17 protein-coding genes are annotated in these 22,843 nt (G+C 74.3%); 8 read left to right on the top strand and 9 right to left on the bottom strand.

The features are described 5' to 3' along the window. The first annotated feature begins 79 nt into the window (after positions 1–79). Both BM290_RS08480 and BM290_RS08475 read left to right on the top strand, forming a co-directional pair. Complete coding sequence (locus BM290_RS08480; protein ID WP_093611765.1) at positions 80–847, top strand: ABC transporter ATP-binding protein; 768 nt, start codon at positions 80–82, stop codon at positions 845–847. Beyond that, complete coding sequence (locus tag BM290_RS08475) at positions 844–3,342, top strand: FtsX-like permease family protein (protein WP_093611763.1); 2,499 nt, start codon at positions 844–846, stop codon at positions 3,340–3,342. The genes BM290_RS08480 and BM290_RS08475 overlap by 4 nt, the downstream gene beginning before the upstream one ends. Positions 3,343–3,406: 64 nt before the next feature. On the opposite strand, the gene BM290_RS08470 is transcribed toward BM290_RS08475, so the two are convergent. The 8 genes from BM290_RS08470 to BM290_RS08435 form a co-directional block, all read right to left on the bottom strand. Continuing rightward, complete coding sequence (locus tag BM290_RS08470) at positions 3,407–5,392, bottom strand: response regulator (RefSeq protein WP_093611761.1); 1,986 nt, start codon at positions 5,390–5,392, stop codon at positions 3,407–3,409. After that, entirely contained in the window at positions 5,389–6,447 is a 1,059-nt protein-coding gene (gene cheB / locus BM290_RS08465) for a chemotaxis-specific protein-glutamate methyltransferase CheB (protein WP_093611759.1), read from the bottom strand. The genes BM290_RS08470 and cheB overlap by 4 nt, the downstream gene beginning before the upstream one ends. Further along, positions 6,444–8,510: a hybrid sensor histidine kinase/response regulator gene (locus BM290_RS08460; protein ID WP_093611757.1), complete on the bottom strand. Its 2,067-nt coding sequence runs from the start codon at positions 8,508–8,510 to the stop codon at positions 6,444–6,446. The genes cheB and BM290_RS08460 overlap by 4 nt, the downstream gene beginning before the upstream one ends. Then, positions 8,510–9,979 carry a methyl-accepting chemotaxis protein gene (locus tag BM290_RS08455; RefSeq protein ID WP_093611755.1) on the bottom strand — a complete coding sequence of 490 codons (1,470 nt, stop codon included), beginning with the start codon at positions 9,977–9,979 and terminating at the stop codon, positions 8,510–8,512. The genes BM290_RS08460 and BM290_RS08455 overlap by 1 nt, the downstream gene beginning before the upstream one ends. Then, a complete protein-coding gene (locus BM290_RS08450) occupies positions 9,976–10,518 on the bottom strand; it encodes a chemotaxis protein CheW (RefSeq protein ID WP_093612429.1) in 543 nt (180 codons plus the stop codon). The genes BM290_RS08455 and BM290_RS08450 overlap by 4 nt, the downstream gene beginning before the upstream one ends. Further along, the gene (locus tag BM290_RS08445) at positions 10,515–11,879 is read right to left on the bottom strand and encodes a CheR family methyltransferase (RefSeq protein WP_093611753.1); all 1,365 of its coding nucleotides are present in this window, start codon (positions 11,877–11,879) and stop codon (positions 10,515–10,517) included. Before BM290_RS08445 ends, BM290_RS08450 begins: the two co-directional genes overlap by 4 nt. Beyond that, positions 11,876–12,373 carry a chemotaxis protein CheW gene (locus BM290_RS08440; protein WP_239143233.1) on the bottom strand — a complete coding sequence of 166 codons (498 nt, stop codon included), beginning with the start codon at positions 12,371–12,373 and terminating at the stop codon, positions 11,876–11,878. Before BM290_RS08440 ends, BM290_RS08445 begins: the two co-directional genes overlap by 4 nt. A gap of 155 nt (positions 12,374–12,528) precedes the next feature. Beyond that, complete coding sequence (locus tag BM290_RS08435; RefSeq protein ID WP_093611751.1) at positions 12,529–13,821, bottom strand: acyltransferase family protein; 1,293 nt, start codon at positions 13,819–13,821, stop codon at positions 12,529–12,531. Positions 13,822–14,043: 222 nt separating this feature from the next. On the opposite strand from BM290_RS08435, the gene BM290_RS08430 reads away from it, so the two are divergent. The 6 genes from BM290_RS08430 (at position 14,044) to BM290_RS08405 (ending at position 19,982) form a co-directional block, all read left to right on the top strand. Further along, positions 14,044–14,688, top strand: a complete 645-nt coding sequence (locus BM290_RS08430; protein WP_093611749.1) for a CAP domain-containing protein — start codon at positions 14,044–14,046, stop codon at positions 14,686–14,688. 168 nt (positions 14,689–14,856) lie between these two features. Beyond that, complete coding sequence (locus tag BM290_RS08425; RefSeq protein WP_093611747.1) at positions 14,857–15,570, top strand: L,D-transpeptidase family protein; 714 nt, start codon at positions 14,857–14,859, stop codon at positions 15,568–15,570. 76 nt (positions 15,571–15,646) lie between these two features. Continuing rightward, a complete protein-coding gene (locus BM290_RS08420) occupies positions 15,647–16,975 on the top strand; it encodes an efflux RND transporter periplasmic adaptor subunit (RefSeq protein ID WP_373871006.1) in 1,329 nt (442 codons plus the stop codon). Beyond that, on the top strand, positions 16,972–17,649 hold the full coding sequence (locus BM290_RS08415; RefSeq protein ID WP_093611745.1) for an ABC transporter ATP-binding protein: 678 nt from the start codon (positions 16,972–16,974) through the stop codon (positions 17,647–17,649). Before BM290_RS08420 ends, BM290_RS08415 begins: the two co-directional genes overlap by 4 nt. Further along, the gene (locus BM290_RS08410) at positions 17,636–18,820 is read left to right on the top strand and encodes an ABC transporter permease (protein WP_093611743.1); all 1,185 of its coding nucleotides are present in this window, start codon (positions 17,636–17,638) and stop codon (positions 18,818–18,820) included. The genes BM290_RS08415 and BM290_RS08410 overlap by 14 nt, the downstream gene beginning before the upstream one ends. 130 nt (positions 18,821–18,950) lie before the next feature. Continuing rightward, positions 18,951–19,982 (top strand): GGDEF domain-containing protein, encoded by a 1,032-nt coding sequence (locus BM290_RS08405; RefSeq protein ID WP_093611741.1) that lies wholly within the window; start codon positions 18,951–18,953, stop codon positions 19,980–19,982. A gap of 1 nt (position 19,983) precedes the next feature. Here the strand turns inward: BM290_RS08405 and BM290_RS47180 are convergent, their stop codons facing one another. Next, a complete protein-coding gene (locus BM290_RS47180) occupies positions 19,984–21,840 on the bottom strand; it encodes a tetratricopeptide repeat protein (RefSeq protein ID WP_143133667.1) in 1,857 nt (618 codons plus the stop codon). Positions 21,841–22,843: the final 1,003 nt, after the last annotated feature.

Genomic DNA, 22,843 nt, shown 5'->3' with positions numbered 1-22,843 from the left:
GACAGCGGGCGGATGTGGCCCATCCCATCGATCGGCCAGTATCCCTCCTGTCCGATTCTTCGACGAGCTTGGAGCTCACATGCAGAGGCAGTCCTCACCCGTGACGGAACGCGACGGCCTGGCGGCGGTCGCGGCCGTCGACCTGGTGAAGGTGTACGGCTCGGGCGACACCGCGGTCCGCGCGCTCGACGGCGTCACCGTGGGCTTCGAACGCGGCCGGTTCACCGCGATCATGGGCCCGTCCGGGTCCGGCAAGTCCACGCTCATGCACTGCCTCGCCGGACTGGACACCGCCACCTCCGGTCAGGTGCTGCTCGGCGGCACCGACCTGACCAAGCAGCCGGACAAGGTGCTCACCAAGGCCCGGCGTGAGCGGATCGGTTTCGTCTTCCAGTCGTTCAACCTGCTGCCGCAGCTCACCGCGGCCGCCAACATCACGCTTCCGCTCGACCTGGCCGGCCGCAAGGTCGACACCGAGTTCCAGGACCGGCTGATCACCACGCTCGGCCTGGCCGGGCGCCTCGGCCACCGGCCCGCCGAACTCTCCGGCGGCCAGCAGCAGCGCGTCGCCCTGGCCCGCGCCCTGGTCTCCCGGCCCGAGGTGGTCTTCGCCGACGAGCCGACCGGCAACCTCGACTCCCGGTCCGGCGCCGAGGTGCTCGCCCTGCTCCGCGACTCGGCCCGCAACCTGGGCCAGACGATCGTCATGGTCACCCACGACCCGGGCGCCGCGGCGTACGCCGACCGGGTCGTCATGCTCGCCGACGGCCGGCTCGCCGGGGAGATCCACGACCCGGACATCGCCGCCGTCACCGACGCCCTGCAGAGCCTGGCGGCCGGCCGGTGAATCCCGTCCTGCGCACCCAGCTCGCCGGCGTCGGCAAACGCCCCGCCCGGCTGATGCTCACCGGCCTGGCCGTGCTCGTCGCCTCGTTCGTCGTCTACGCCACCGTCCTGGCCCAGCAGATCACCGAACGCAGCGTCCTCAACGGGCTCAGCGGCACCCCGGAGGCCGTCGACCTGGTCGTCCAGAACGGCCAGATCAAGACGGCCGACCTCGACACGATCAGCCGGATCCCGGGCGTGGCCGAGGCGGTGCCCCGTACCTCGATCGGGGTCCGGATGCCGGCCGGCAACCTGGTCATCGCCACCGACCCGGGCAGCGGGCCGCTGAGCACCGTCACGGTCACCGAGGGCCGCTACCCGACGGCGGCCGGCGAGATCGCGGTCACCCCGCGCACCGTCGAGCGGATGGCGCTGACCGTCGGCTCGAAACACACCGTGTCGCCCGGCGGCGACGCCAAACCGGTCACCCTCACCGTGGTCGGGGTGGTACAGGCGCGTGAGGACTTCGGTTTCCTGGCGTACGGGCTGCTGCCCACCGCCAGTGTCGCCGGTTACGACTGGCTCGATCGGGTCGACATCCGTCTCGACGCCGGCGCGGACGCGTCGGCCGTATCGGAGAAGATCGCCGCCCAGGTCAGGGGTGAGAGCCCGCCCGAGGTCGCGACCGGCGCCGACACCCGCCTCGCCGAGGCCCGCCAGGCCGCCGACCAGGTCGACCAGGTGTTCATCGTGGTCAAGGTGTTCGTCGCGGTCGCCGTGCTCGCGGCCGGCCTGATCGCCGCCTCCACGTTCCGGATCGTCTTCGCCCAGCGGATGCGCCAGCTGGCCCTGCTGCGTGCGGTCGGCGCCGGCCGGGGCGCGCTGACCCGCGCGCTGGCCGCCGAGGGCGCGCTGACCGGCCTGGTCGTCGGCGTCACCGGCGTGATCGCGGCCCTCGCCGTCGGCCACCTGATCCCGCCGGCGCTGTCCGCGTTCGGCTTCGAGGTGGCGAGCCCCGGCTTCCCGGTCGCCGAGGCGGCCGGAACCGTCGGCCTGGCCGTGCTGATCACGGTCGTCGCCGTCCTCGCCCCGGCGCTGTCCGCGGCGCGTGTCGCCCCGCTGGAGGCGCTGCGGTCGGCTGCCACCACCGGCGCGAAGCAGGGTGTCGGCCGGCTCCGGGCGATCACCGGTGTGCTGCTCGTGATCGCCGCCGCCGGGGTCGCCTACGCGGTCTGGACCGGCCTGCCGAAGACCCCCGACGACGATGTCGACGCGCAGCGCCTGCTGCTCGGCATCGTCGCGTCCGGCGGCCTGGCGTTCGTGGCGCTGATCGCGCTCGGGCCGGTGCTGGTCCGCCCGGTCCTGGTGCTCGCCGGATGGCCGCTGCGCAAGTTCGGCCCGGTCGGCCGGCTCGCCGTCGGCGGGGTCGGCGGCAGCGCCCGCCGCGCCGCCGCCGTGTCGGTGGTGGTCGCGCTCGGCGTCACCCTGCTCACCGGGGTGCTGGTCTGCGGGGACTCGGTCCGGATCCTCGCCGAACGGGAGACCATCGCGGCCGCGCCCGCCGACTTCGAGCTCAAGGGCGACGTCGGAACCGTCCTCACCGCCGCCGTCACCGACCGGGCGAAGCAGAGCACCGAGCTGACCCGGGTCACCCCCTACCGGTGGGCCGGCAAGATCACCATCGGCGACTACCAGGACGCCGGGGCCACCGACCTGTCGATGACCGCGCTGCCCCGCCTCGCCGGGCTGGACACCACCTCCGGCGACGTCACCGACCTCGCCCCCGGCAAGGCGATCATCGCCGGATACCTCGCCGACATCGCCGGGGTCGGCACCGGCGGCCAGATCACCCTCAAACGCGAGGGCAAGGAGGTACGCCTCACCGTCGCGGCCGTGCTCGGCGGGCAGACCCCGCTGCACACCGAGGCCCTGCTCGACCCGTCCGACCTGACCCGGCTCGGGGTGCCCGCAGCACCGACCGGGGTCCTCGCCGACGCCGCCGGCTCCGGGGAGGAGGGCCGCTCCGCCGGCCTGCAGGCGCTCCGGGCCGCCGCCGGCGCCCAGCCGGATCTCAGCGTCGAGGTCCTCGCCGACCAGCGCGACCAGATCAACAGCGCCCTGGCGACCCTGATGGTGATCGCGCTGGCCCTGATCGGGCTGACCGTCCTCATCGCGATCGTCGGCGTCGGCGCCACCACCGCGCTGTCGGTCGTCGAACGGGTCCGCGAGTCCGGCCTGCTCCGTGCGGTCGGCATGTCCCGCGGTGGCCTGCACGCCATGCTCACCACCGAGTCCGCCCTGTACGGGGTGATCGGCGCGGTGCTCGGGCTGGCGCTGGGAGTCCCGTACGCCTGGCTCGCCATCTCGGCCCTCGCCAACGACGCGCCGCTCACCTTCCCGGTGTGGCAGCTCGCCGGGGTGTTCGCCGTGCTGGTCGCGCTGACCGCGCTGGCCGGTGTCCTGCCGGCCCGCCGGGCCGCCCGGGTGAGCCCGGTGACCGCACTCGGCACCGACTGACCGGCCGTCCGGTCCGCCGGCCGCTCCCGGCCGGCGGACCGTCCCGGCGAGCCCCGAGATCGTGCTATCCCGAGCGGCGTGCCGTGCCGCGCCGCTCGGGCCCGGGGTGGTCGGCCGGGGGGAGCGTGAACCAGAAGGTCGCGCCGCGGCCCTCCTCGCTCTCCGCCCAGATCTCCCCGCCGTGCCGCTCGACCGCCCGGTGCACGGTGGTCAGCCCGATGCCGGTGCCGGGGAAGTCGCGGGCGTCGTGCAGCCGGGCGAACGGCCGGAACAGCTGCCCCGCCTGCTCGGCCGGGAACCCGGCGCCGTTGTCCCGCACGTAGAACCGCCCCGCGTCGGCGCCCACCTCGACGACCGGGGCGTCCACCTTGCGGGTGAACTTCACCGCGTTGTTGATCAGGTTCTCCAGGATCACCCGGACCAGGCCCTCGTCGGCGTCGGCAGTCATCTCCTCCCGTACCGTGAAGGTCACCTGCCGTTCCGGGTCGCGGGCCGCGACGTCGCCGATCACCTGGCGGGCCGTCGCCGTCATGTCGAAACGCTCCCGCCGCAACTCGCCGCGGCTGGCCCGGGCCAGGATCAGCAGCGACTCGACGAGGTCGGCCATCCGCATCGCGGCCGCGTGCATCCGGGTCAGCCGGTACCGGGTCTTCTCGCCGAGCGGCTCCTCTTCCTCCTCCAGCATGTGCTCGGCGAAACTGCTGATCACCTGGAGCGGGCCGCGCAGGTCGTGCGACACCGACCCGGAGAACGCCTCCAGCTCCCGGTTGCGCCACTCCAGCTCCTCGACCAGCGCCGCCCGGGTCTCGGCGAGCTGCCGGGCGGCCCGCTCCTCGGCGGCGTCCAGCTCGCGGCGCATCAGCTCCTCCCGGATGCGGCGGGCCTCGTCGTGCGACTGCTTGCGGCGGATCTGCGCGCGTACGTGCACCCGCAGCCCCTCCGGCACGTCGGTGTCGCGCACGTAGTCGTCGGCGCCGGCCGCCAGGCAGTCCAGCATGCGCTCCTCGGCGCCGGTCATCACCACCGGCAGATCACCGACCTGCGGCACCGCCCGCAGCCGGCGGCAGTCCTCCCGGGCCCGGTCCACGTCGTCGTCGAGGCCGATCACGATGCAGTCGACCGGCTGGGCGGCGAGCAGGTCGAGGGCGTCGTCGATGCCTGCGGCGTGCACCACGTCGTACCCGTCGGCGCGCAGCACCTCGGCCCAGCGGTCCAGCTCGTCACGGTCCGGCCCGACGGTCAGCACCTTGCCCGGCCCGTGCAGGCCGCCGAGCGCCTCGATCGGCAGCTGTTCGGCGCTCTGCCGCAGCACCGCCGCCAGCTTCGCCAGCACCACCGCGAGATCCTGCTGCTTGCGGACGAACGCGTCAGCGCCCGCGTCGAGCATCTGCATCTCGGTGGCGTAGTCGTCGGCGGCCGTCATCAGCAGGCACGGGGTGTCGCGCAGCGCCGGGTCGAGCCGGATCCGGCGGATCACGGTGGCGCCGTCGATGCCCGGCATCACCCCGTCGACGATCACCGCGTTGGGGCGGCGGTCGGCGGCCATCCGCAGGCCCTCCTCCCCGCCGGCCGCGGCCAGGACCGTGTAGCCCTCCGGTTCGAGCAGGTCACGCAGCCGCTCCCGGAACGTCATGCTGTCGTCGATCACCAGGACGGTGGGGCGGTCGGCGGCCCGGTCCGGCGTCTCCCCGAGCAGTTGGCGGGTACGCGCCACCACGTACCCCGCGTCGTAGGGTTTGCCCACGTACTCGTCGGCGCCGATCCGCAGCCCGGCCAGCCGGTCGGTGACCTCGCTCTCGCTGGACAGCAGCATCGTCACCACCCCGTCCCGGCCGGGGGTGCGCCGCAGCTCGGTGAGCAGCTCCAGGCCGTCGGCGTCGGGCAGCAGCACGTCCAGCACGGCCGCCTGGAAACTGGCCCCGGTGAACGCGGTGCGCGCCTCCTCCCCGGTGGCGCACAGGATCGTCGCGAACCCGTCGTCGGAGAACGCCTCGTGCAGGTCCATCCGTACGGTCAGGCTGTCGTCGACGATCAGCACGGTCGGTGTCATCGGCGGACCGCCGTGAGCTCGCCCAGCCGGGCGGCGATCCGGCCCGGCGGCAGCACCTGCGCGGCCGCCCCGAGCAGCGCCGCCTCCCGCGGCATGCCGTAGACGATGCTGCTGTGCTCGTCCTGGGCGAACGTGACGGCCCCCCGGTTGCGCATCTGCAGCAGCCCGCTCGCCCCGTCCCGGCCCATCCCGGTGAGCAGGCAGCCGGCCGCGTTCGGGCCGTACTCGTCGGCCACCGACTCGAACAGCACGTCCACCGACGGCCGGCAGGAGTGCCGGGGCGGCCCGGCGCTCAGCCGCAGCAGACCGTCCCGGACGAACAGGTGCCGGTCCGGCGGCGCCAGCAGGATCCGCCCGGCGCCGTGCTCGACCGGGGCGCCGTCGCGGGCGTAGCGCACGTCCCGGCCGGTCTGCCCGGCCAGCCAGTCGGAGAACGCGACGGCGAACTGCTCGCTGGCCGCGATGTGCTGCACCGCCAGCACCGGGGTGGGAAAGGCCGGCGGGAGCCCGCGGATCAGCTCGGTGAGAGCGGCCGGACCGCCGGTGGAGGCGCCCACCGCCACCACGGCCAGCCCGCCGGGCGGCGTCACCGGTGCCGGGACCGGGCCGGCCGGCGGCACCGGGGTGTCACGCCGGCCCAGCCGGGCCCGGGGATGGGTGATCACCCGGATCCGGGCGACCATCCGCAGCGACGTCCGCAGACGCACCGCCCAGTCGGCGTCCGAGTCGTCGCCGCGTGGCTTCTCCATCACGTCGACCGCCCCGGCGGCCAGCGCGTTGTACGTGCTGAACAGCTCCTCGCGGTCGGCCGACGACACCACCAGGATCGGGGTCGGGTGCTCCGCCATGATCTGCTCGGTGGCGGCCAGCCCGCTGATCCCCGGCAGCATCATGTCCATGGTGATCACGTCCGGCCGCAGCCGCGCGACCATCTGCACCGCCTGTTCCCCGTTCGCGGCCTCGCCGACGATCTCCAGCTGCGGGTCGGGCTGCAGCGCCTCCCGCAGGTGGTGCCGCATGGTCGCGGAGTCCTCGACGATCAGCACCCGCGTCATGTGCGGACCACCAGACGCCGGATGTGCTCCAGCAACTGCTCCTGGTCGAACTCGCCCTTCACCACGTAGGCGCTGGCCCCCGCCGCCCGCCCGCGGTCCCGGTCGGCGGCGCTGGCCCGCGAGCTGACCAGGATCGCCGGGACGACGGCGAGCTGCGGGTCGGCGCGGGTCCGCTCGACGAAGGTGAACCCGTCGATGCCGGGCATGTCGATGTCGGTGAGGAACAGGCCGTACGACCGGGATCGGGCCTTCTCCAGCCCCTCCTCGCCGGAGGCGGCCAGGTCCACCTCGTACCCGGCCGACTCCAGGATGCTGCGCTCCAGCATCCGGGTGGTCAGCGAGTCGTCGACCACCAGGATCGGCAGCGGCTCGGCCTGCGCGGCGGCCGCCGGCCGGTCGCTCCGATGTCTGCGCAGCACCTCGTCGGCCAGCCCGGCCGGGTCCAGCACCAGCCGCGGGTTGCCGTCGGCGTCGACGGCGACGCTGCCGATCACCGGCGACGCCGGGGCGAGGTCCGGCAGCGGGCGGGCCACCAGGGCGGACGTGCCGGCGAGCCGGTCCACACCGATGGCGAAGACACCGGACGGGCCGTTCACCACGACGGCGGCGCCGATGCCGGGCGAGTCGGGCACCGTCGACCCGGCGTAGAGGGCTTCGGCCAGCGGCAGGAACGGGGCGGCGGTGTCCTCGTGGACCAGCCGTCCGCTCGCGACGGCGGCGGTAGCCTCGCCGGCGCCGAGCCGTACGCACGCCCGGACGGTGTCCAGCGGCAGCGTGGCCACGGTGCCGCCGGCCTCGACGATCAGCCCGGTCATCGCCAGCAGCGCCAGCGGGAACATCAGCTCCACCGTGGCGCCGTGGCCGGGCCTGCTGCGTACCGTCACCTCGCCGTGCAGCTGGTCGGCGACGTCCCGGACGGCGTCCATGCCGATGCCGCGGCCGGCCACCTCGGTGACCGACGGCGACGTGCTGATGCCGCCCTGCAGGACCAGGCGCAGCAGGTCGTCGATGTCCGGCGGCGGGCCGCCGGGCGGCAGCAGGCCACGGTCCTCGGCGGTACGCCGCAACGCGTCCAGATCGAAGCCGCGCCCGTCGTCGACGCACCGGAACACCGCGAACCGCCCGCGCCGCTCGACCTCGACGGTGACCGTACCCTCGGCGGGCTTGCCGGCCGCGAGCCGTACGTCCTCCGGCTCGATCCCGTGCGCCACCGCGTTGCGGACCACGTGCAGGAACGCGCCGCTGACCGGGCCGAGCAGGTGCGCGCCCATCCGGATCCCGGCGCCCCGGGCGGCGAACCGGACCCGCCGGCCCTCGGCGTCGGCGGCGTCCCGGACGGCCCGGCGCAGCGCGGTGAAGACCGAGCTGACCGGCACCAGCCGCAGCCCCTCGGCCTTGGCCCGTACGTCGTCGAGCTCGCGTTCGATCTGGTCCACGGCGTCGGTGAACCGGCGGCCGGCCGAGCCCAGCTCCCCGGCGAGCCGGACCGCCGCGGCCCGCGCCGGCCCGCCGGCCGTGCCCCGGTCGAGGCGCAGCTGGTCGGCGAGGTTCGCGGCGGACCGTTGCAGACGCTCGACGGTGGCGCAGCCGGCCCGCAGCGGCGCCATCCGGGTGTTGGTCTCGCCGATCGCGTCGAGCAGTTCGTCGAGGTCCTGGGTGGCGGCCCGATGGGTGATCGGCTCGGCCGGCTCCGGCTCCGGCTCGTGGGCCGCGGCCGGCTCCGGCGCCGTCTCCGCGGGCGGCGGTGGCTTCTCCATGGCGGCGACGTGGGCCGCGATCTCGTCGTTGAGGCGGAGCAGCTCGCGCATCTCCTCGGCGGCCAGCGGCCCGGCGTCGGCCCGGTGCGGGACCAGGATCTCCTCGAACGCGTGCGCCCGGTCGGCGATGTCCTTCTGCTTGACGACCCGGGCCGCGCCCTTGAGCGTGTGCGCGAAGCGGAGCAGCTTCGCCACCGGCTCCGGCCCGGCCCGCTGGTCCAGATCGAGCACGCCCGCGCTGATCTGGTCGATCAGCTCGCGTGCCTCGATCCGGAAGTACCGGAGAGGGTCCTTGCCGTCGGCCATCAGTGACGCCCGGTACCGACCATTTCCAGCAGGTCACTGGAGAGGGTACTCAGGTGGGCGGCGGTCTGTTTGGTCTGCACCGCGCTGGCCTCGGTCTCCCGGGACACCCGGGCGGTGTCCGAGGCGGCCACGTTGACCTGCTCGACGGCGGTGGTCTGCTGCTTGGTGGACAGCTCGATCTCCCGGGTGGCGTCGTTGGTGGTGGCGACCAGCTGCACGATCTCCCGGAACGAGTTGGTGGCGTCGTCGAACTGCCGGGCCCCCGCGTCGACCGCCTTCGCCCCGATCTCGGTGGCCATCACGGTGGTGTTGACCGCGCCCCGGACGTCCTCGATCAGCGCCCGGATCTCCTTGGCCGACCCCGCGGTACGGTCGGCGAGCTTGCGGATCTCCTCGGCCACCACCGCGAACCGCCGCCCCCACTCGCCGGCCCCGCTGGCCTCGATGGTCGCGTTGATGGCCAGGATGTTGGTCTGCTCGGCCAGCTCCGACACGAGATCCACCACCTGGCCGATCTGCTGCGACTTCTCGCCCAGCGCGAGCATGTGCTGGACGATCTGGTCGACCTGGGAGCGGATCGTGCCGATCGACGTGCGGGTCTGGTCGATGGTGGCGTCCCCGGCGCGGGCGGCGGCCTCGGTCTCCTCGGCGATCTTCGACACCCGCTGGGCGCTGTCCGCGATCTGCCGGGAGGTGATCAGCAGCTCGCTGATCGTCGTGGTGATCTCGCTCATCGCGCTGGCCTGGTCCCGGCCGCCGCTGACCTGCTGCGCGGCCGCCGCCTCCAACTGGGCCGACGAGCTCTGGATGTGCCCGACCGCGGTACCGACCTCGCGCTTGAGGTCCCGGCTCAGCCGCAGCGCGACCAGGACCGCGCTGATCGTGGTGAGCACACCGAGGCTGACGACCAGCACCATCGCCTGGGTGGCCCGGTCCGACGACGCCTGGCGGCTCTCCGCCACGTCGATCCTGACCAGTTCGGTCAGGTCGGTGAGCGCCTTCTGCAGCGCGTCCCGGATCGGCACCACCCTGGTGTCGTTCAGCCGGTTGATCTCCTCGATGTCGTCGGTCTGTGTCCGGGTGGTCATCATCTCGGTGGTCGCCGCGGCGTGCTTGTCGTCGAGGGCCGTTATGTCGGTGAGCTTCGCCTTGGATTCCGCGTCGCCACTCGCGCAGCCCATCTCGCCGAGCAGCTGACGGAACGACCGGTGGCTCTCCTCGGTCAGCCGGGCGCTCTCCGGTGACTTGTTGAGCAGGTACGCCCGGTAGTCGGCGATCCGCTTCTCCATCAGCCGGCTCAGGTTCTCCGCACCGGAGAGACACTCGGTCGCCGACGCGATGGTGGCGTCCTTCGCCTTGACCACGAACACCAGCCCGACTACCGACGTCACGATGGTGAGCAGGGTCAGCGTGACGGTTATCCCGACACCGATCGCCAGTTTCCCGCCGTAGGTGCGCCCGGCCATCATCGGATCTCCTCGGGGACGGGCCGGTGTCCGGCCAGCTGATGTACGAGCTCCCGCGCGGCCGGCACGTCCACGATCGGCCGGTCGCCGTCGGCGAGCCGTACCATGCCGCGCAGGCAGCCGCGCTGCCCGGCCCCGTCGGCCGTCCCGTCGATGACGTCGGCAGCCGGGACCCGCAGGTGCCGGTCCAGCTCGTGGAAGGCGAGCGCCAGCGGCGGGGCGCCGGTGGTGAGCAGCAGCCAGCGGGGCCGCTGCGGGACCGGGTGGCCGAGCAGCCCGGCCAGGTCGTAGACGGGAACCACGGTGCCCGCGTAGCCGGCCACCCCGAGCAGCGCCCGGACCGTGGTGGGCAGGGCCGTCACCGGCCGGTCGGGATGGACGCCGGAGGACTGGTCCAGCCGGATCGCGTACGGCCGCTCGCCCGCCCGTACCGCCAGAAGCTCGATGTTCTCGTCGTCGAAGACGCGGGCCGGGTCGGCGAAGGACCTGTCGAAGTCGTCGCGCAGGCGGGCCACCCGCTCGGCCACTGTCGCCCGGGTCATCGGCGGACCCCGCATGCTTCCAGCTCGGTGCGGCACAGCGTGGTCAGGGCGAGCCGGCCGAACCCGCCGCCGAAGTGCACGATCCGCTCGTCGCTCTCGGTGGGGAGCAGCTCCAGCGCGCCGGACAGATGGTCGGCGGCGCCCCGGTCGTCGCCGCGCCGCCGGGCGAGCAGGCCCATCCGGAGCCGGGGCATCGCGAACCGGGGGTCCAGGTAGGCGGCGAGACGATACTGCCCGGCCGCCCGGTCCGCGCAGTCCAGCTCGTGACAGACGCCGAGCAGATGGTGGGCGTCGGCCTGCGGCCCACCGGCGTGCAGCAGCCGGTTGGCGGTGTCCCGGGCCTCGTCGACCCGGCCGAGCTGGGCCAGCAGCACACCACGGGTGAGCGAGTCGCCGGTCCCGGCGGCGTCCAGGGCCTCGGCGAACCGGTCGTCGCGCATCAGCCCGAGCACCCGCTGCCGGTCCGGTGGGCGCGGCGGTGGCGGGGGAGCGGGCGTGACCCGGCGCGGTGGCGGAGCGGGCACCGGCTCGCGGGGCGCCGCGACCACCCGCCGCTGGTAGTAGACGGTGCCGTCGACGTGGCACACGTCCAGCCCGTCGGGGTGGCTGCCGAGCGAGTCGGTGTGCCCGAGGAAGAGGAACCCGCCGTCGGTCAGGGTCCGGGTCATCCGGCGGATCAGCTCGGCGGCGACGTCCGCGGTCAGGTACATCAGCAGGTTGCGGCAGAAGATCACGTCGTAGCGGGCCGGATGCCACAGCTGCGGGTCGTCGCCGGCCACGTTGTGCTCGACGAACCGGACCGTCGCCGTCACCTCGTCGGCCACCCGGAAACCGTCCTCGACCGGCCGGAACCAGCGCCGGCGCACGTCGTCCGGGGTGTCCCGCAGCGACCACGCCGAGTAGACGGCCTCCCGGGCCCGGCGCAGCATCTCCCGGTTGGCGTCGACACCGGTCACCGTCACGATCCAGTCCGGTCCCGGCCGGGCCCGGATCGCCGCGATGGCCAGCGAGTACGCCTCCTCGCCGGACGAACAGCCGACCGACAGCAGCCGCAGCACCCGCTGCCCGGACCGGGTGTCGATCAGCTCCGGCAGCACCCGTTCGGACAGCACCCGGAACTGCTCGGTGTGCCGGAAGAAGTAGGTCTCGGTGATGCTCAGCGCGCTCGCCAGCTCGGCGGTCTCGGCGGTCCACCGGCGCCCGGCCAGCCGGTCCAGGTACTCCCGCTCGGTGAGCCCGTGCGCCTGGGCGCGGGCGGCCAGCACGTCGGCGGTGTGCCCCAGGTCGTTGTCGACGAACGTCCAGCCGAGGCGTCTCTGCAGCAGCTCCCGGAACCGGGTCAGCGACGCCGCGGCGATCATGACGGGACCTCAGGTGGCGTGCCACCGGCGGCCTCCCACACCTCGTCGGGCACGGCGGCGATGCTGCGCAGCAGCAGCAGCGGCTCCGTCCCGACCGTGCCGACGGCCGCGATCAGGGCCTTGGAGACTCCGGTGAACAGCGCGGCCGGCCCCTCCGGCGGCGCCACCTGGACATCCTGCACGCCGAGCACCGGGCCGGTGGCGCAGGCGACCGGGCCGCGGCCGGCCCGCACCGCCACATACCTGTCGATCGGCGCCTCCACGCCGGTCAGCAGACGGGTCATGTCGATCACCGGGGCCGGCGCGCCACGCAGGATGGTCAGCCCGCGCACGTAGGGCGGGGTGCCGGCGAGCGGCCGGGTCCGCAGCGGGCGCATGGTCTCGATGACGTCGGCGAGCGGCAGCGCGCAGTAGAGCGGCCCGGCCCGGAACACCAGCGCGGACACTCCGGCGGCCGGCGCCGGAGTCAGCACACCGCCCGGCAGCCCCCCCACGGCCTCAGGCTAGCCAGCGTTTCCCGAGCTCCGCTCGGCTTTCAAAGCATTCCGGGGGTACGCCGTACGCCGCCCGCCGACAGTGGCCCTCCCGGGCTGAACGGGTCGGCCGGTCCCGGTGCGTGGCCGCCCTCCGCACACCGGGACCGGCCTGCTCAGGGGGCGCCGTCGCGGCCGGTGAACCGCAGCGGCGGCCGCGGACCGCGGGGCAGCGGCACGGTGTTCCCGGCCCACGGCACTCCACCGTGCGCGCCGGCCCGGCCGGGTTGCCGCCCGGCCACCGGCATGTCGTGGGCGATCCGTTCGGTGACCGGCTCGTCGGCGACGTGCCGGCGTTCCTGCTCCGGCGGGCGCGGCGGCTCGTCCCGCTCCCGGGCGGGCGCCTCCGCGGGCGGGACGGCCGGCGCGGGTGGCAGATAGGCGGGCCACACCCGTGGAGCGCGGCCCGCCGCCAGGTCCTCGACCCAGCCGAACGTCAGCACCGCCACCCCGGTGAGCAGCACCGTCATCGCCAGGGTGACCGGCTTCTCCCACCGGCCGAGGTCGTCGTGCCCGGCGAGTTCCAGCACCGGCCAGATCCCGGCGATGGCGATGTTGTGCCACAGGTAGATCGTGACGGCCCGCCCGTTGAGCAGGCCGACCAGCCGGTCCAGCGGCCGGATCCGGGACAGCCGCGTCATGTCCGGCTGCCAGCGCAGCACGAGCAGCACGAACGCCAGCGACCACAGCGCCTGCGACTCGGACACGTCGTTCAGGTCCCACACGTCCTCGCCCTGGTGCCCGCTCTGCCAGTAGAGGGCGGCCGCGCCGAGCCCGATCGCGCCCCAGAACACGACGGCGGGGTGCAGCCGGGCCAGCCGGCCGTCACGGTGCGCGAACCCGGTGATCCAGCAGGCGCCGTAGGTGACCAGGTCCCACAGGGCCGCGTCGGCGGCGTCCGGCAGGGTCAGGCCGGTCTTGTCGAGCAGGGCCAGACCGGCGATCGGCGCCGCGACCAGCACCCAGCCCACCCTCTTCCACAGCGCGTACAGCAGGGGGGTGAGCAGCACGAACCACAGGTAGGCGCGGATGTACCAGAGCGGCTCCCACGCGTCGACCGCGGCGTCGCTGCCGGGCGGGTCGGCCAGCGGCAGGATCCAGAGCAGAAGACCGGCCGGGCTGTACGGGTGCGCGCCGCCGGACTCCCGGGCCCAGCCGGTGGTGAGCATGGCCGGGACGACGACCGCGCCGAGCAGCCACAGCGGCGGCAGCAGCCGGCGCAGCCGGGACGCCACGACCGCTCCGGCCGGCCGCCGGTCCAGGGAGGCCGCGGTCAGCGAGCCGGCGACCGCGAACATGACGCCCATCGCCGGCAGGGCGAGCGACAGCCACGCCCATCCGAAGTGGTGATAGACGACGACCCGGACGATCGCCGCGGCACGGAGCGTGTCCAGGTAGCGGTTGCGCACCGCGAAACCGTAGCGACGGCGAACCCACGGCCGGGACCACCGGCCGGACCGGGAGATCGGACTGAGTGGATTACCCCGATAGGCGGAGGAAAGCCGGAAACCTGTGCGGCTGTGCGACTCGTGTGATCGGAGTTCCGTTCCGTTTCCGCTGGCCGGGCCGTTGGTCATCTCTGGAGCGCCCCGGAGCGGCCGGGGCGCGGCGAACAAGGGATCGACGGCGAGATGCGCAAACCTTCGGTGGGGCTCGGTCTGGCGGTGGCGGCGCTGGCGGCCGGCGGATGCGCCACCCCGGCGCTGGCGTACGGCCCACCGGTCGCACCGGACGTCACCGCGAGCGCCCGGCCGCCGGTGACGGCCGGGGGACGGCCCCCGGTGGCGGGATGGGGCGACGCGCCCCGCCGGGTGAACCCGCCCGGCCGGTCCGAATCGGAGCGTCCCCGGGGCCGGGCTGCCGCCCCGGCCGTCCCCGGCTCCCCGTCGGCGGCGCAGCAGCAGATCCTCGCGCTGGTCAACGAGAAGCGCAAGGCGGCCGGCTGCGACCCGGTCACGCTGGACCACCGGCTGAGCGAGGCCGCCGGCCGGCACGCCGCCGACATGGCCCGGCGCGGCTATTTCGACCACGAGTCCCCGTCCGGGGAGAGGGCCGGCCGGCGGGTCACCGACGCCGGGTACACGTGGAGCCGCTACGGCGAGAACATCGCCAAGGGCCAGGGCAGCGCCCACCGGGTGATGGCCGACTGGATGAAGAGCCCCGGCCATCGGGAGAACATCCTGGACTGCCGCCTCGACCAGATGGGTGTCGGGCTGGCCGTGGCCGCCGACGACACGCCCTACTGGGTCCAGGACTTCGCCACTCCCGGTAGCTGAATCATCTCAACCCGGTGGCGCCGGATGCCGATGGCATACCGGTTTCGTGTCACCGGCCTTCCCGTTCTCCACACGCTGGGCCGGCTGTGCTTCTATGTGCGGACAACAGTCCTGGGGAGGAACGTTTTGGCAAGGGGACGGGTTTCCGCTCGCCTCGCCGGCGCCGCCATGGCGGCACTGGTCGGCAGCGGTCTCGGCGCTTTCGCGCTGACGCCGGCGAGCGCCGGTGCGTCCGCGCCGGTGACCGCGGCCGTGACCACCACGGTGGTCACCAAGGCGGCCGCCGCGTCGTGCGCGACCGGCAAGTACCAGAAGCAGGTCGAGGGCTATCTGAAGCAGCTGGGCGGATACGGGACGGTCACGGTCGACGGCAAGCAGTCGCCCGCCGACTGTGCCGCGATCACCAAGTTCCAGAAGCGCTTCGGCATCCAGCCGGCCCAGGGCCTGGCCGGCCCGACCACCTTCGACGTCGCCAAGCGACTGGCGGCGACGAAGACGTCGGCCTGCAAGGCCAAGAAGAAGGGCATCACCTTCTGTGTCGATCTGACCAACCAGACGACCTGGGTGATGAAGAACGGCGCGGTGTACGTCAAGCCCACCATCACCCGTACCGGGTACAAGGGCTACCGCACCCCGGCCGGCACCTTCACGATCAACAAGCGGACGAAGAAGGAGTGGTCCGACCCGTACGAGGTGTGGCTGCCGTACTGGCAGCGCTTCATCGGCGGGCGGGGCTTCCACCAGACCACGACCTACATCCACGACAAGTGGCGCGGGTCGCACGGCTGTGTGAACCTCCTGCAGCAGGACGCGCAGAAGTACTGGAGCATCGGCAAGATCGGCATGACCGTCAAGGTCTTCGGCCGTCGCCCCGGCACCTGACCGTCCGGTGACATCCACGGCGGGCCGTCCCCTCGAGGGCGGCCCGCCGTGTCGTTCCCGGCATAGAGTGGCGGTCGTGTATCGCTCCCGTGCAGTGATCCTCGCCGCCGGCGCCCTGGTGCTGCTGCCGATGACCGCGGCGTCCTGCGACGACGCGCCCGACCCGGTCCGGCTGGGCAACGCCGAGGTCGGCACGGTCGACGAGATCGTCGAGGCCCCGGGCACCGTGACCGCGCGCACCGCGGCGACCCTGACCGCGCCGGCCTCCGGCACCCTCCGCGAGCTGCACGCCGAGCCCGGGCAGCGGGTGCGCGAGGGCGACGTGCTCGCCGTCATCGACTCGCCCGAGCTGACCCGCCGCCGGGACGCCGCCGCCGAGGCCGTCGAGCGCGCCCCCTCCGGCGGGGGCCTGAGCGCCGGCGGCACGGCCGAGTTCGCGGCCGTCCGCAAACGCACCGACGAGCAGGCCGCCGACGCCTTCGAGCAGGCCCGGGCCGCCGCCGCGCAGATCGCCGACCCCCAGGTCAAGAAGACCCTGCTGCACCAGGTCGACGCCGCCGAGAAGAACTACGAGACCGCCTCGCTGGCCTCGGCGACCGCCCTGCGGTCGGTGCAACGCGGCGTCGCCTCCCTCAACCGCGCCATGGGCGCCCTCTCCGCCGCTCAGCGGTTGCAGGCCGAGCAGGCGTACGAGTTGGCCGACGCCGCCGTCGACGCCCTCACCCTGCGCGCCCCGGTGGCCGGCGTGGTGCAGCTCGGCGGCCCGGCGCCGACCGGCGGCGGCTCGCTGGCCGGGCTCCTGGAGACCGGGCAGGCCCCGGCCGGCACGTCCGGCGGCATGTCCGGGGTGGACGCCGCGATCCCCGAGGGCGGCTGGGTCGCCGCCGGCACCCCGGTGGTGACCGTCGTCGACACCGGCCGTCTCGGGCTCTCCGCCGAGGTCGACGAGACCGACGTGCTGCTGGTGGCCGAGGGCGTCGCGGCGGAGGCCGAGCTGGACGCCGCGCCCGGCGCCGCGTACCCGGCCACCGTCCGTGCCGTCGACCTGCTGCCCACCACCTCGGCCCGCGGCGGCGTCTCCTACCGGGTGCGGCTCGAGCTCGGCGAGGGCTCGTTCCCGGACAGCGGCGAGCCCGCCCCGAGCCCCCGGCCGGGCATGAGCGCGGTCATCCGCCTCAAGGTCCGGCAGGCCGCCGGCGCGGTCACCGTCCCGGCCTCCGCGGTCGTCAGCGCCGACGGCCGCGACACCGTCTGGACCGTCCGGGACGGCCGCTACACCGCCGTCCCGGTGCGGCTCGGCGTGCAGGGCGAGGACACCGTGCAGATCGTCTCCGGGGTCAGCGCGGGGGAGCGGGTCGTCGTCGCCGGGGCCGACCAGGTCGACGCCGGCGGGAAGGCCCCGTGACCGCCGCGATCGTCGCCGACGACGTGAGCCGTACCTACCAGCTGGACGGCGTCTCCGTGCCGGCGCTGCGCGGCGTGTCGCTGACCGTCGACCCGGGCGACTACGTGGCCATCGTCGGCACGTCCGGCTCCGGCAAGTCCACCCTCATGCACCTGCTCGGCGGCCTCGACCGGCCCACCGGCGGCACCCTGCTGATCGGCGGCCGGGACGTCAGCACGCTCAGCCCCGACGAGATGGCCGCGCTGCGCAACACCACCATCGGGTTCGTCTTCCAGTCGTTCCACCTGCTCGCCCGTACCACCGCGCAGGACAACGTCGGCCTGCCCCTGGTCTACCGGGGCGTCGGCCGCCGCGAGCGCCGGGAGCGCGCCGCCACCATGCTCGAACGGGTCGGCCTCGCCCACCGCATCACCCACCGCCCCAACCAGATGTCCGGTGGCGAGCAGCAGCGCGTCGCCATCGCCCGCGCCCTGGTCACCGGCCCGTCCGTGCTGCTCGCCGACGAGCCCACCGGCAACCTCGACTCGGCCACCGGCCAGTCCGTCCTGGCGCTGCTCGAATCGCTCGTCGACGACGGCGTCGCGGTCGTCCTGGTCACCCACGACCGCGACGTCGCGGCCCGCGCCCGCCGGCAGATCGTGATGAAGGACGGGCTGATCAGTGAGACTCGCTGAGGCCTGGCGGGTCGCTCTCGACGCGCTGCGCGCCAACCGGCTGCGCAGCATGCTCACCATGCTCGGCGTGATCATCGGGGTGGCCGCGGTCGTCGCCCTGGTCGCCATCGGCACCGGCACCAAGCAGCAGATCGAGAACCAGGTCGAGGGCCTCGGCTCGAACCTGCTGCTGGTCGTCCCGGGCCGCATCCAGGCCGGTTCGGCGCCCACCTCGTCGCCGCTCACCCTGGACGACATCGACGCGATCAACCGGGTGGTCGGCGACCGCAGCCGGGTGGCGGTCACCATCGCCTCCGGTGAGACGGTCCGCGCCGGGTCGCGGACCGGTTTCGCCAGCATGCAGGGCGTCCTGGAGACCACCCCGACCGTCTTCGTCCGCAACCTCGACCGCGGCAGCTACCTGACCCGGACCGACGTCAGCACCGGCCGCCGGGTCGCGGTCCTCGGCGCCGGCCTGGCCCGCACCCTGTTCGCCGACCGGGACCCGATCGGCCGGCAGATCACCATCGGCGGGGTCCGGTTCCGGGTGATCGGCGTCTTCGAACCGCTCGGGCAGAGCCTCGGCGTCGACCGCGACGGCGAGGTGCACGTGCCGGTCACCGCCGCCCAGCGCCTGCTCGGCACCGAGCGCATCGACGGCATCGCCATCCGCGCCCCCGACCGTGACCGGATCGGCGACCTCTCCACCGCCGTCGTCGCGGCCCTCACCGACCGCCACCCCGACACCGACTTCTCCGCCGTCACCCAGGAGCAGATCCTCGGCGTGCTCGGCGACATCCTCGGCGTGCTCACCGGCGTCCTCGCCGCGATCGCCGGGATCAGCCTGCTCGTCGGCGGGGTCGGCGTCTCCAACATCATGCTCGTCTCGGTCCGCGAACGGACGAAGGAGATCGGCTTGCGCAAGGCCGTCGGCGCCCGGCCCCGCGACATCGGCCTGCAGTTCCTGCTCGAAGCGGTGCTGCTCACCACCACCGGTGGCATCCTCGGCATGCTCCTCGGCGGCGGCACGGCCCTGCTCGTCGACCGGCTCAGCCCCGTCCCGGCGGCGCTCACCTGGTGGTCGATGGCGCTCGCGTTCGGGGTGTCCGCGGCCGTCGGCATCATCTTCGGCGTGGTCCCGGCACAGCGGGCCGGCCGGCTCGACCCGGTGGTCGCCCTGCGTACCGAATGAGACCCTGCCCCGCCCTCCGGCAACGTCGCAGGCGCCGCCTGCCGGAACCCTCAGGTGCCGCCTCCCGGAACCTCAGGTGCCGCCTTCCGCAACCGAATGAAGGTTTCGACCGGACCCGGAGGAGCACGCCTTGGCCCATCAGTTGCGCGACATGCACGGCGCCGCCCGTGCCGTCGCCTACCTGATGCTGGCCGCCGGGCCCTACAACTTCGTCACCGGTGTCCTGATGAAGCTCGGCGACCCCCTGCCCGAGGTCGTCGCCCTGGCCATCACGTCGTGCGCGCTGACCGTCGTCGGCCTGATCTGCCTGCGCCGCCCCGAGCGCATGCCGCGGCCGTTCTGGCTGCTCGTACCCCTCCTCGGCGCGGGCGTCATCACCGCCCTCAACGTCGGCACCGCGGACGCCACCATGGGCCCGCAACTGTTCTACCTGTGGCCGCTGCTCTACGCCGCGATGTTCCTCAACCGCCGCCTCGTCGCCCTCACCGTGGCGCAGATCTCCGCCGGCCACGCGCTCACCGCCTTCCAGTTCCAGGAGAGCGGGCAGGCGCTCCTCGACTGGATCGCCATCACCGTGGCCATGTCGATGACCGCCGTCGTCGTCGCCGGCCTCCGCGAACGCAACGACCGGCTCCGCGGCGTCCTGGAGACCCAGGCCACCTCCGACTCGCTCACCGGAGCCGCGAACCGGCGCGCCTTCGACGCCGAGCTGGACGCCGCCGTCGCCACCGCCGGCCACCACGAGCCGGTCGCCCTCATCATGATCGACGTCGACCACTTCAAGACGATCAACGACACCTGGGGGCATGCGGTCGGGGACCTCGCCCTGCGTACCGTCGCCGACGCCCTCCGCGAAGCCGCCGAGGACCGCCGCCACATGGTCGCCCGTCTCGGCGGCGACGAGTTCGCCGTGCTGCTGCGGGCCGCACCCTACGGCGCCGTCCGCTTCACCGAACTCGCCCGCGCCCGCGTCGCCGCCGCCACCGGCCTGCCGTCCGGCCCACCCAGCCTCAGCATCGGCATCGCCGTCCTCCCCGACCACGCCGACAACGGCGACGACCTGCAGAAAGCCGCCGACGCCGCGCTCTACCGGGCCAAGGAGGGCGGCCGCGGGCGCAGCATGATGGCCGTGCCGCCACACCCGCTCGCCGCCACCGCCTGACTCACTGCCCCGGCTGCGCCGCCTGGTCACCGTCCGCGTCCGGCCGGCCGCCCAGCGGGGCCAGGATCTCCGGAGACCTGCGGGGGTACGGACCCCAGCCGTCCCGCAGCACATGGATGTAGACGGCCTCCAGGCACACCCCGATACGCTCCACCAGATCGGTGTCCTCCGGGGCGCCCAGCCGGATCGCCCGCGCGAAATGATCCAGCGCCTCCATGTGCCGCCCCTGGTCGAAGCAGCTGCGCCCGGCGTTCTCGTGCACCACACTGCGCACCGCCGGCGACACCTCCGCCTCCAGCGCCCGCTCGAACAGCCGGTCCGCCTCCATGTAGTCGCCCCGCAGCCGCAACACGTGCGCCAGCTCCGCCTGAGCGATCACCATCGACTGCAGATCCTGCGCCGACTCGGCGTGCGCCAGAGCCAGCCGGCTCGCGGCCGCGGCCATGCCCAGCTCGCCGAGCAGCCGGTACACCTCCGCGCGTACGCTCAGCAGCCCCGCCTTGACGATGTTGTCCGCCTCGTCGGTGAGCGGCCCGTCGAGCCGTTCCCCGAGCGCCCGCAGAGCGTCCCGGTTGTCGACGACCTCACGAAGCGTCGCCCCGTCCAGCCGCCACCGGATCGCGGACAGCTCCGCCGCCGTCAGCGGCAGATGCGGCGCCAGCTCGGGCCCGCGAGGCACGTCACGCGCCGCCGCCTGCCGGCCGTTGCCGCTCTGCGCGCCGTTGCCGTCCTGGCCGGCGCCCTGCCGGCCGTTGCCCTCCGGCCGGGCGGTGCCGCCGACCTGATCGTCACCCGCAGTACTCCCGGGCCGCGATCCGGCGGACGCTTCCGCCCCCGAGGCTCCGAGCCCGGTGGACGCGGCCCCGTCGGCCAGCGCTGCCGAACCCTCGCCGGCCACATCACCGCTCCGGCCGCCGCCGTCGCCGTCTCCGCTCGTCCGGCCGGCGTCGCCGCCCGCCTGGTCCGCGCCTGCCTGGCCAGCGCCTGCCCGGTCCGCGCCTGCCTGGCCGGCGCCTGCCCGGCCCGTGCCTGCCTGGCCCGCGCTTGCCTGGCCGGCGCCTGCCTGGCCCGCGCTTGCCTGGCCGGCGCCTGCCTGGCCCGCACTGCCATCCGCCTGATCCGCGTTGCCGCTCGTCTGGTTCGCCGGATCTGCGGAGGCGTGCCGCCCGCCCGGGCCGCCGGCACTAGCGGCGGCCCCGTTCGTGCCCGCGCCAGCCGTGCCGTCCTCGGCGGTCTTCGCACCGGCCTTGCTGACGAACCAGCCACCACCGAACGCCGTATCCGCATACCGCCGCGGCTCGGTGTCCGGCCCGGACGTCTCCAGCCGCCCGATCGGCCGCAGGTTGTGCAGCGTCCCATCCGCATCCATGTACGGCTGATCCGACTCACCCGACCCCGGCCGCGTCAACGGGAACCCGATCTTCTCCCGCCCGGCCGCACTCGGCCCGCCCACGCCGGCGTCGGCCGGCGAGCCGGGCTTGGGCAGCGCCACCGTGGGCCGCTCAGCCGTGCCGCCGGCATCCGCCCCCGACCGCCCGCCCCCGGCCGGCGCACCAGAGACCGGCGAGGCGCCACCCCGCCCGTTCCCGCCGCCCGCGGCCCACGAGTTCTCGACCTGTCCGGCCTGGCCGTTCTCGCCCCGTCCGGTCTGCCCGTTCTCGCCCCGTCCGGCCTGGCCGTTCTCGCTCGCAGACGCGGGTGCCGGTGACACCGGAGTGACCCGGCTCCAGCCGTCCTGCAGCCCGTCCGCTCCCGCGCCCGCCGCCGGAGAGACCGGAGCCGCTCCGTTCCGGCCGGTCTGCCGCCCGCCCAGCGCGTAGCCGGGAGGAGCAGAGTTCGCGGTGGGCGCGGAAGACACCGGGTTGACCCCGCTACGTCCGCCCTGCCGCCCGTCCGTTCCCGCGGGAGCACCCGGGGAAACCGGTGCCGTCCCGTTCCGCCTTCCCTCCAGCGGGTAGCCGAGAGCAGCGGAGTTCGCAATGGGCGCGGGGGACACCGGAGTGGCCGCGTTCCATCCGGTTTCCCGTCCGTCCGCCCCGGCGCCAGCCGCCGGAGAAACCGGCGTTGCCCCGTTCCGCCGTCCGTCTGCCCCGATCGGCGCAGCCGGAGACACCGGTGTGGTCCCGTTCCATCCGGCCCGCGGTCCGGTGCCGGACGCTGGGGATGCCGGTGTGGTCCCGTTCCGTCCGGCGTGCGGTCCGGTGCCGGACGCCGGGGATGCCGGTGTGGTCCCGTTCCATCCGGGCTGACCAGCCTGCGCACCCGAGGTGGGTGTCGCGGCTCCGGCCGATCCGGGCCCACGGGATTCCGCACCCGAACCGGACTGCGGTGCGACCCCGCTGCCGGACTGTGCGCCGGCAGCGTGCGTGCCGGCCCGCGGACCACCCGAGGCCGGCGCCGAACCCGGCACATTGCCCACAGCGGCCTGATCTCCCGTGGGACCGTCCCAGGCGGCGCTCGTGGGGGACGCCGTTCCCGGTCCGTGTCCGAAACCGTTCGCCGCCCCGAACGGCACACCACTCGACGCGGGCGGAGCCGACCGAGGCGCGGTGCTGTTCGGTCCCCCACCGGCCTGGGGCGCGCCCGGCGCACCGAAACCGTTCCGGGACCCGCCGCCATCCGCCGGGGGCGCCGGCCGAGGCACGTTGGCACCGGTCGCCGGCCCGGAGGGCGCACCGTTCCCGGGTGCTCCGTGCGACCCGAAGCCGTTCCACGACGAGCCCAGACCACTGGGATCCGGCGAAGGCGGCGCACCGTGCGGACCGGCCTGCGACCCGCCGGCCACCATCGGGGAAGTCCCGGGAGCGACCTGCGGCGCACCGGTAACCATCGGAGGCACCCCGGAGCCGGCCTGCGGCCCA

Source organism: Actinoplanes philippinensis (genome assembly GCF_900113015.1).
GTDB classification, from domain to species: Bacteria; Actinomycetota; Actinomycetes; order Mycobacteriales; family Micromonosporaceae; genus Actinoplanes; species Actinoplanes philippinensis.
Note: the sequence above shows the minus strand (reverse complement) of the source record. Positions and strands in the feature narration are given on the sequence as shown.

Coding starts and splice junctions, on each gene's coding strand:
- BM290_RS08455 (WP_093611755.1), bottom strand. CDS start 9,979: ATGATGGCCGGGCGCACCTACGGCGGGAAACTGGCGATCGGTGTCGGG.
- BM290_RS08470 (WP_093611761.1), bottom strand. CDS start 5,392: ATGACACCGACCGTGCTGATCGTCGACGACAGCCTGACCGTACGGATG.
- cheB (WP_093611759.1), bottom strand. CDS start 6,447: ATGACGCGGGTGCTGATCGTCGAGGACTCCGCGACCATGCGGCACCAC.
- BM290_RS08480 (WP_093611765.1), top strand. CDS start 80: ATGCAGAGGCAGTCCTCACCCGTGACGGAACGCGACGGCCTGGCGGCG.
- BM290_RS08445 (WP_093611753.1), bottom strand. CDS start 11,879: ATGATCGCCGCGGCGTCGCTGACCCGGTTCCGGGAGCTGCTGCAGAGA.
- BM290_RS08430 (WP_093611749.1), top strand. CDS start 14,044: ATGCGCAAACCTTCGGTGGGGCTCGGTCTGGCGGTGGCGGCGCTGGCG.
- BM290_RS08450 (WP_093612429.1), bottom strand. CDS start 10,518: ATGACCCGGGCGACAGTGGCCGAGCGGGTGGCCCGCCTGCGCGACGAC.
- BM290_RS08460 (WP_093611757.1), bottom strand. CDS start 8,510: ATGGCCGACGGCAAGGACCCTCTCCGGTACTTCCGGATCGAGGCACGC.
- BM290_RS08425 (WP_093611747.1), top strand. CDS start 14,857: ATGGCGGCACTGGTCGGCAGCGGTCTCGGCGCTTTCGCGCTGACGCCG.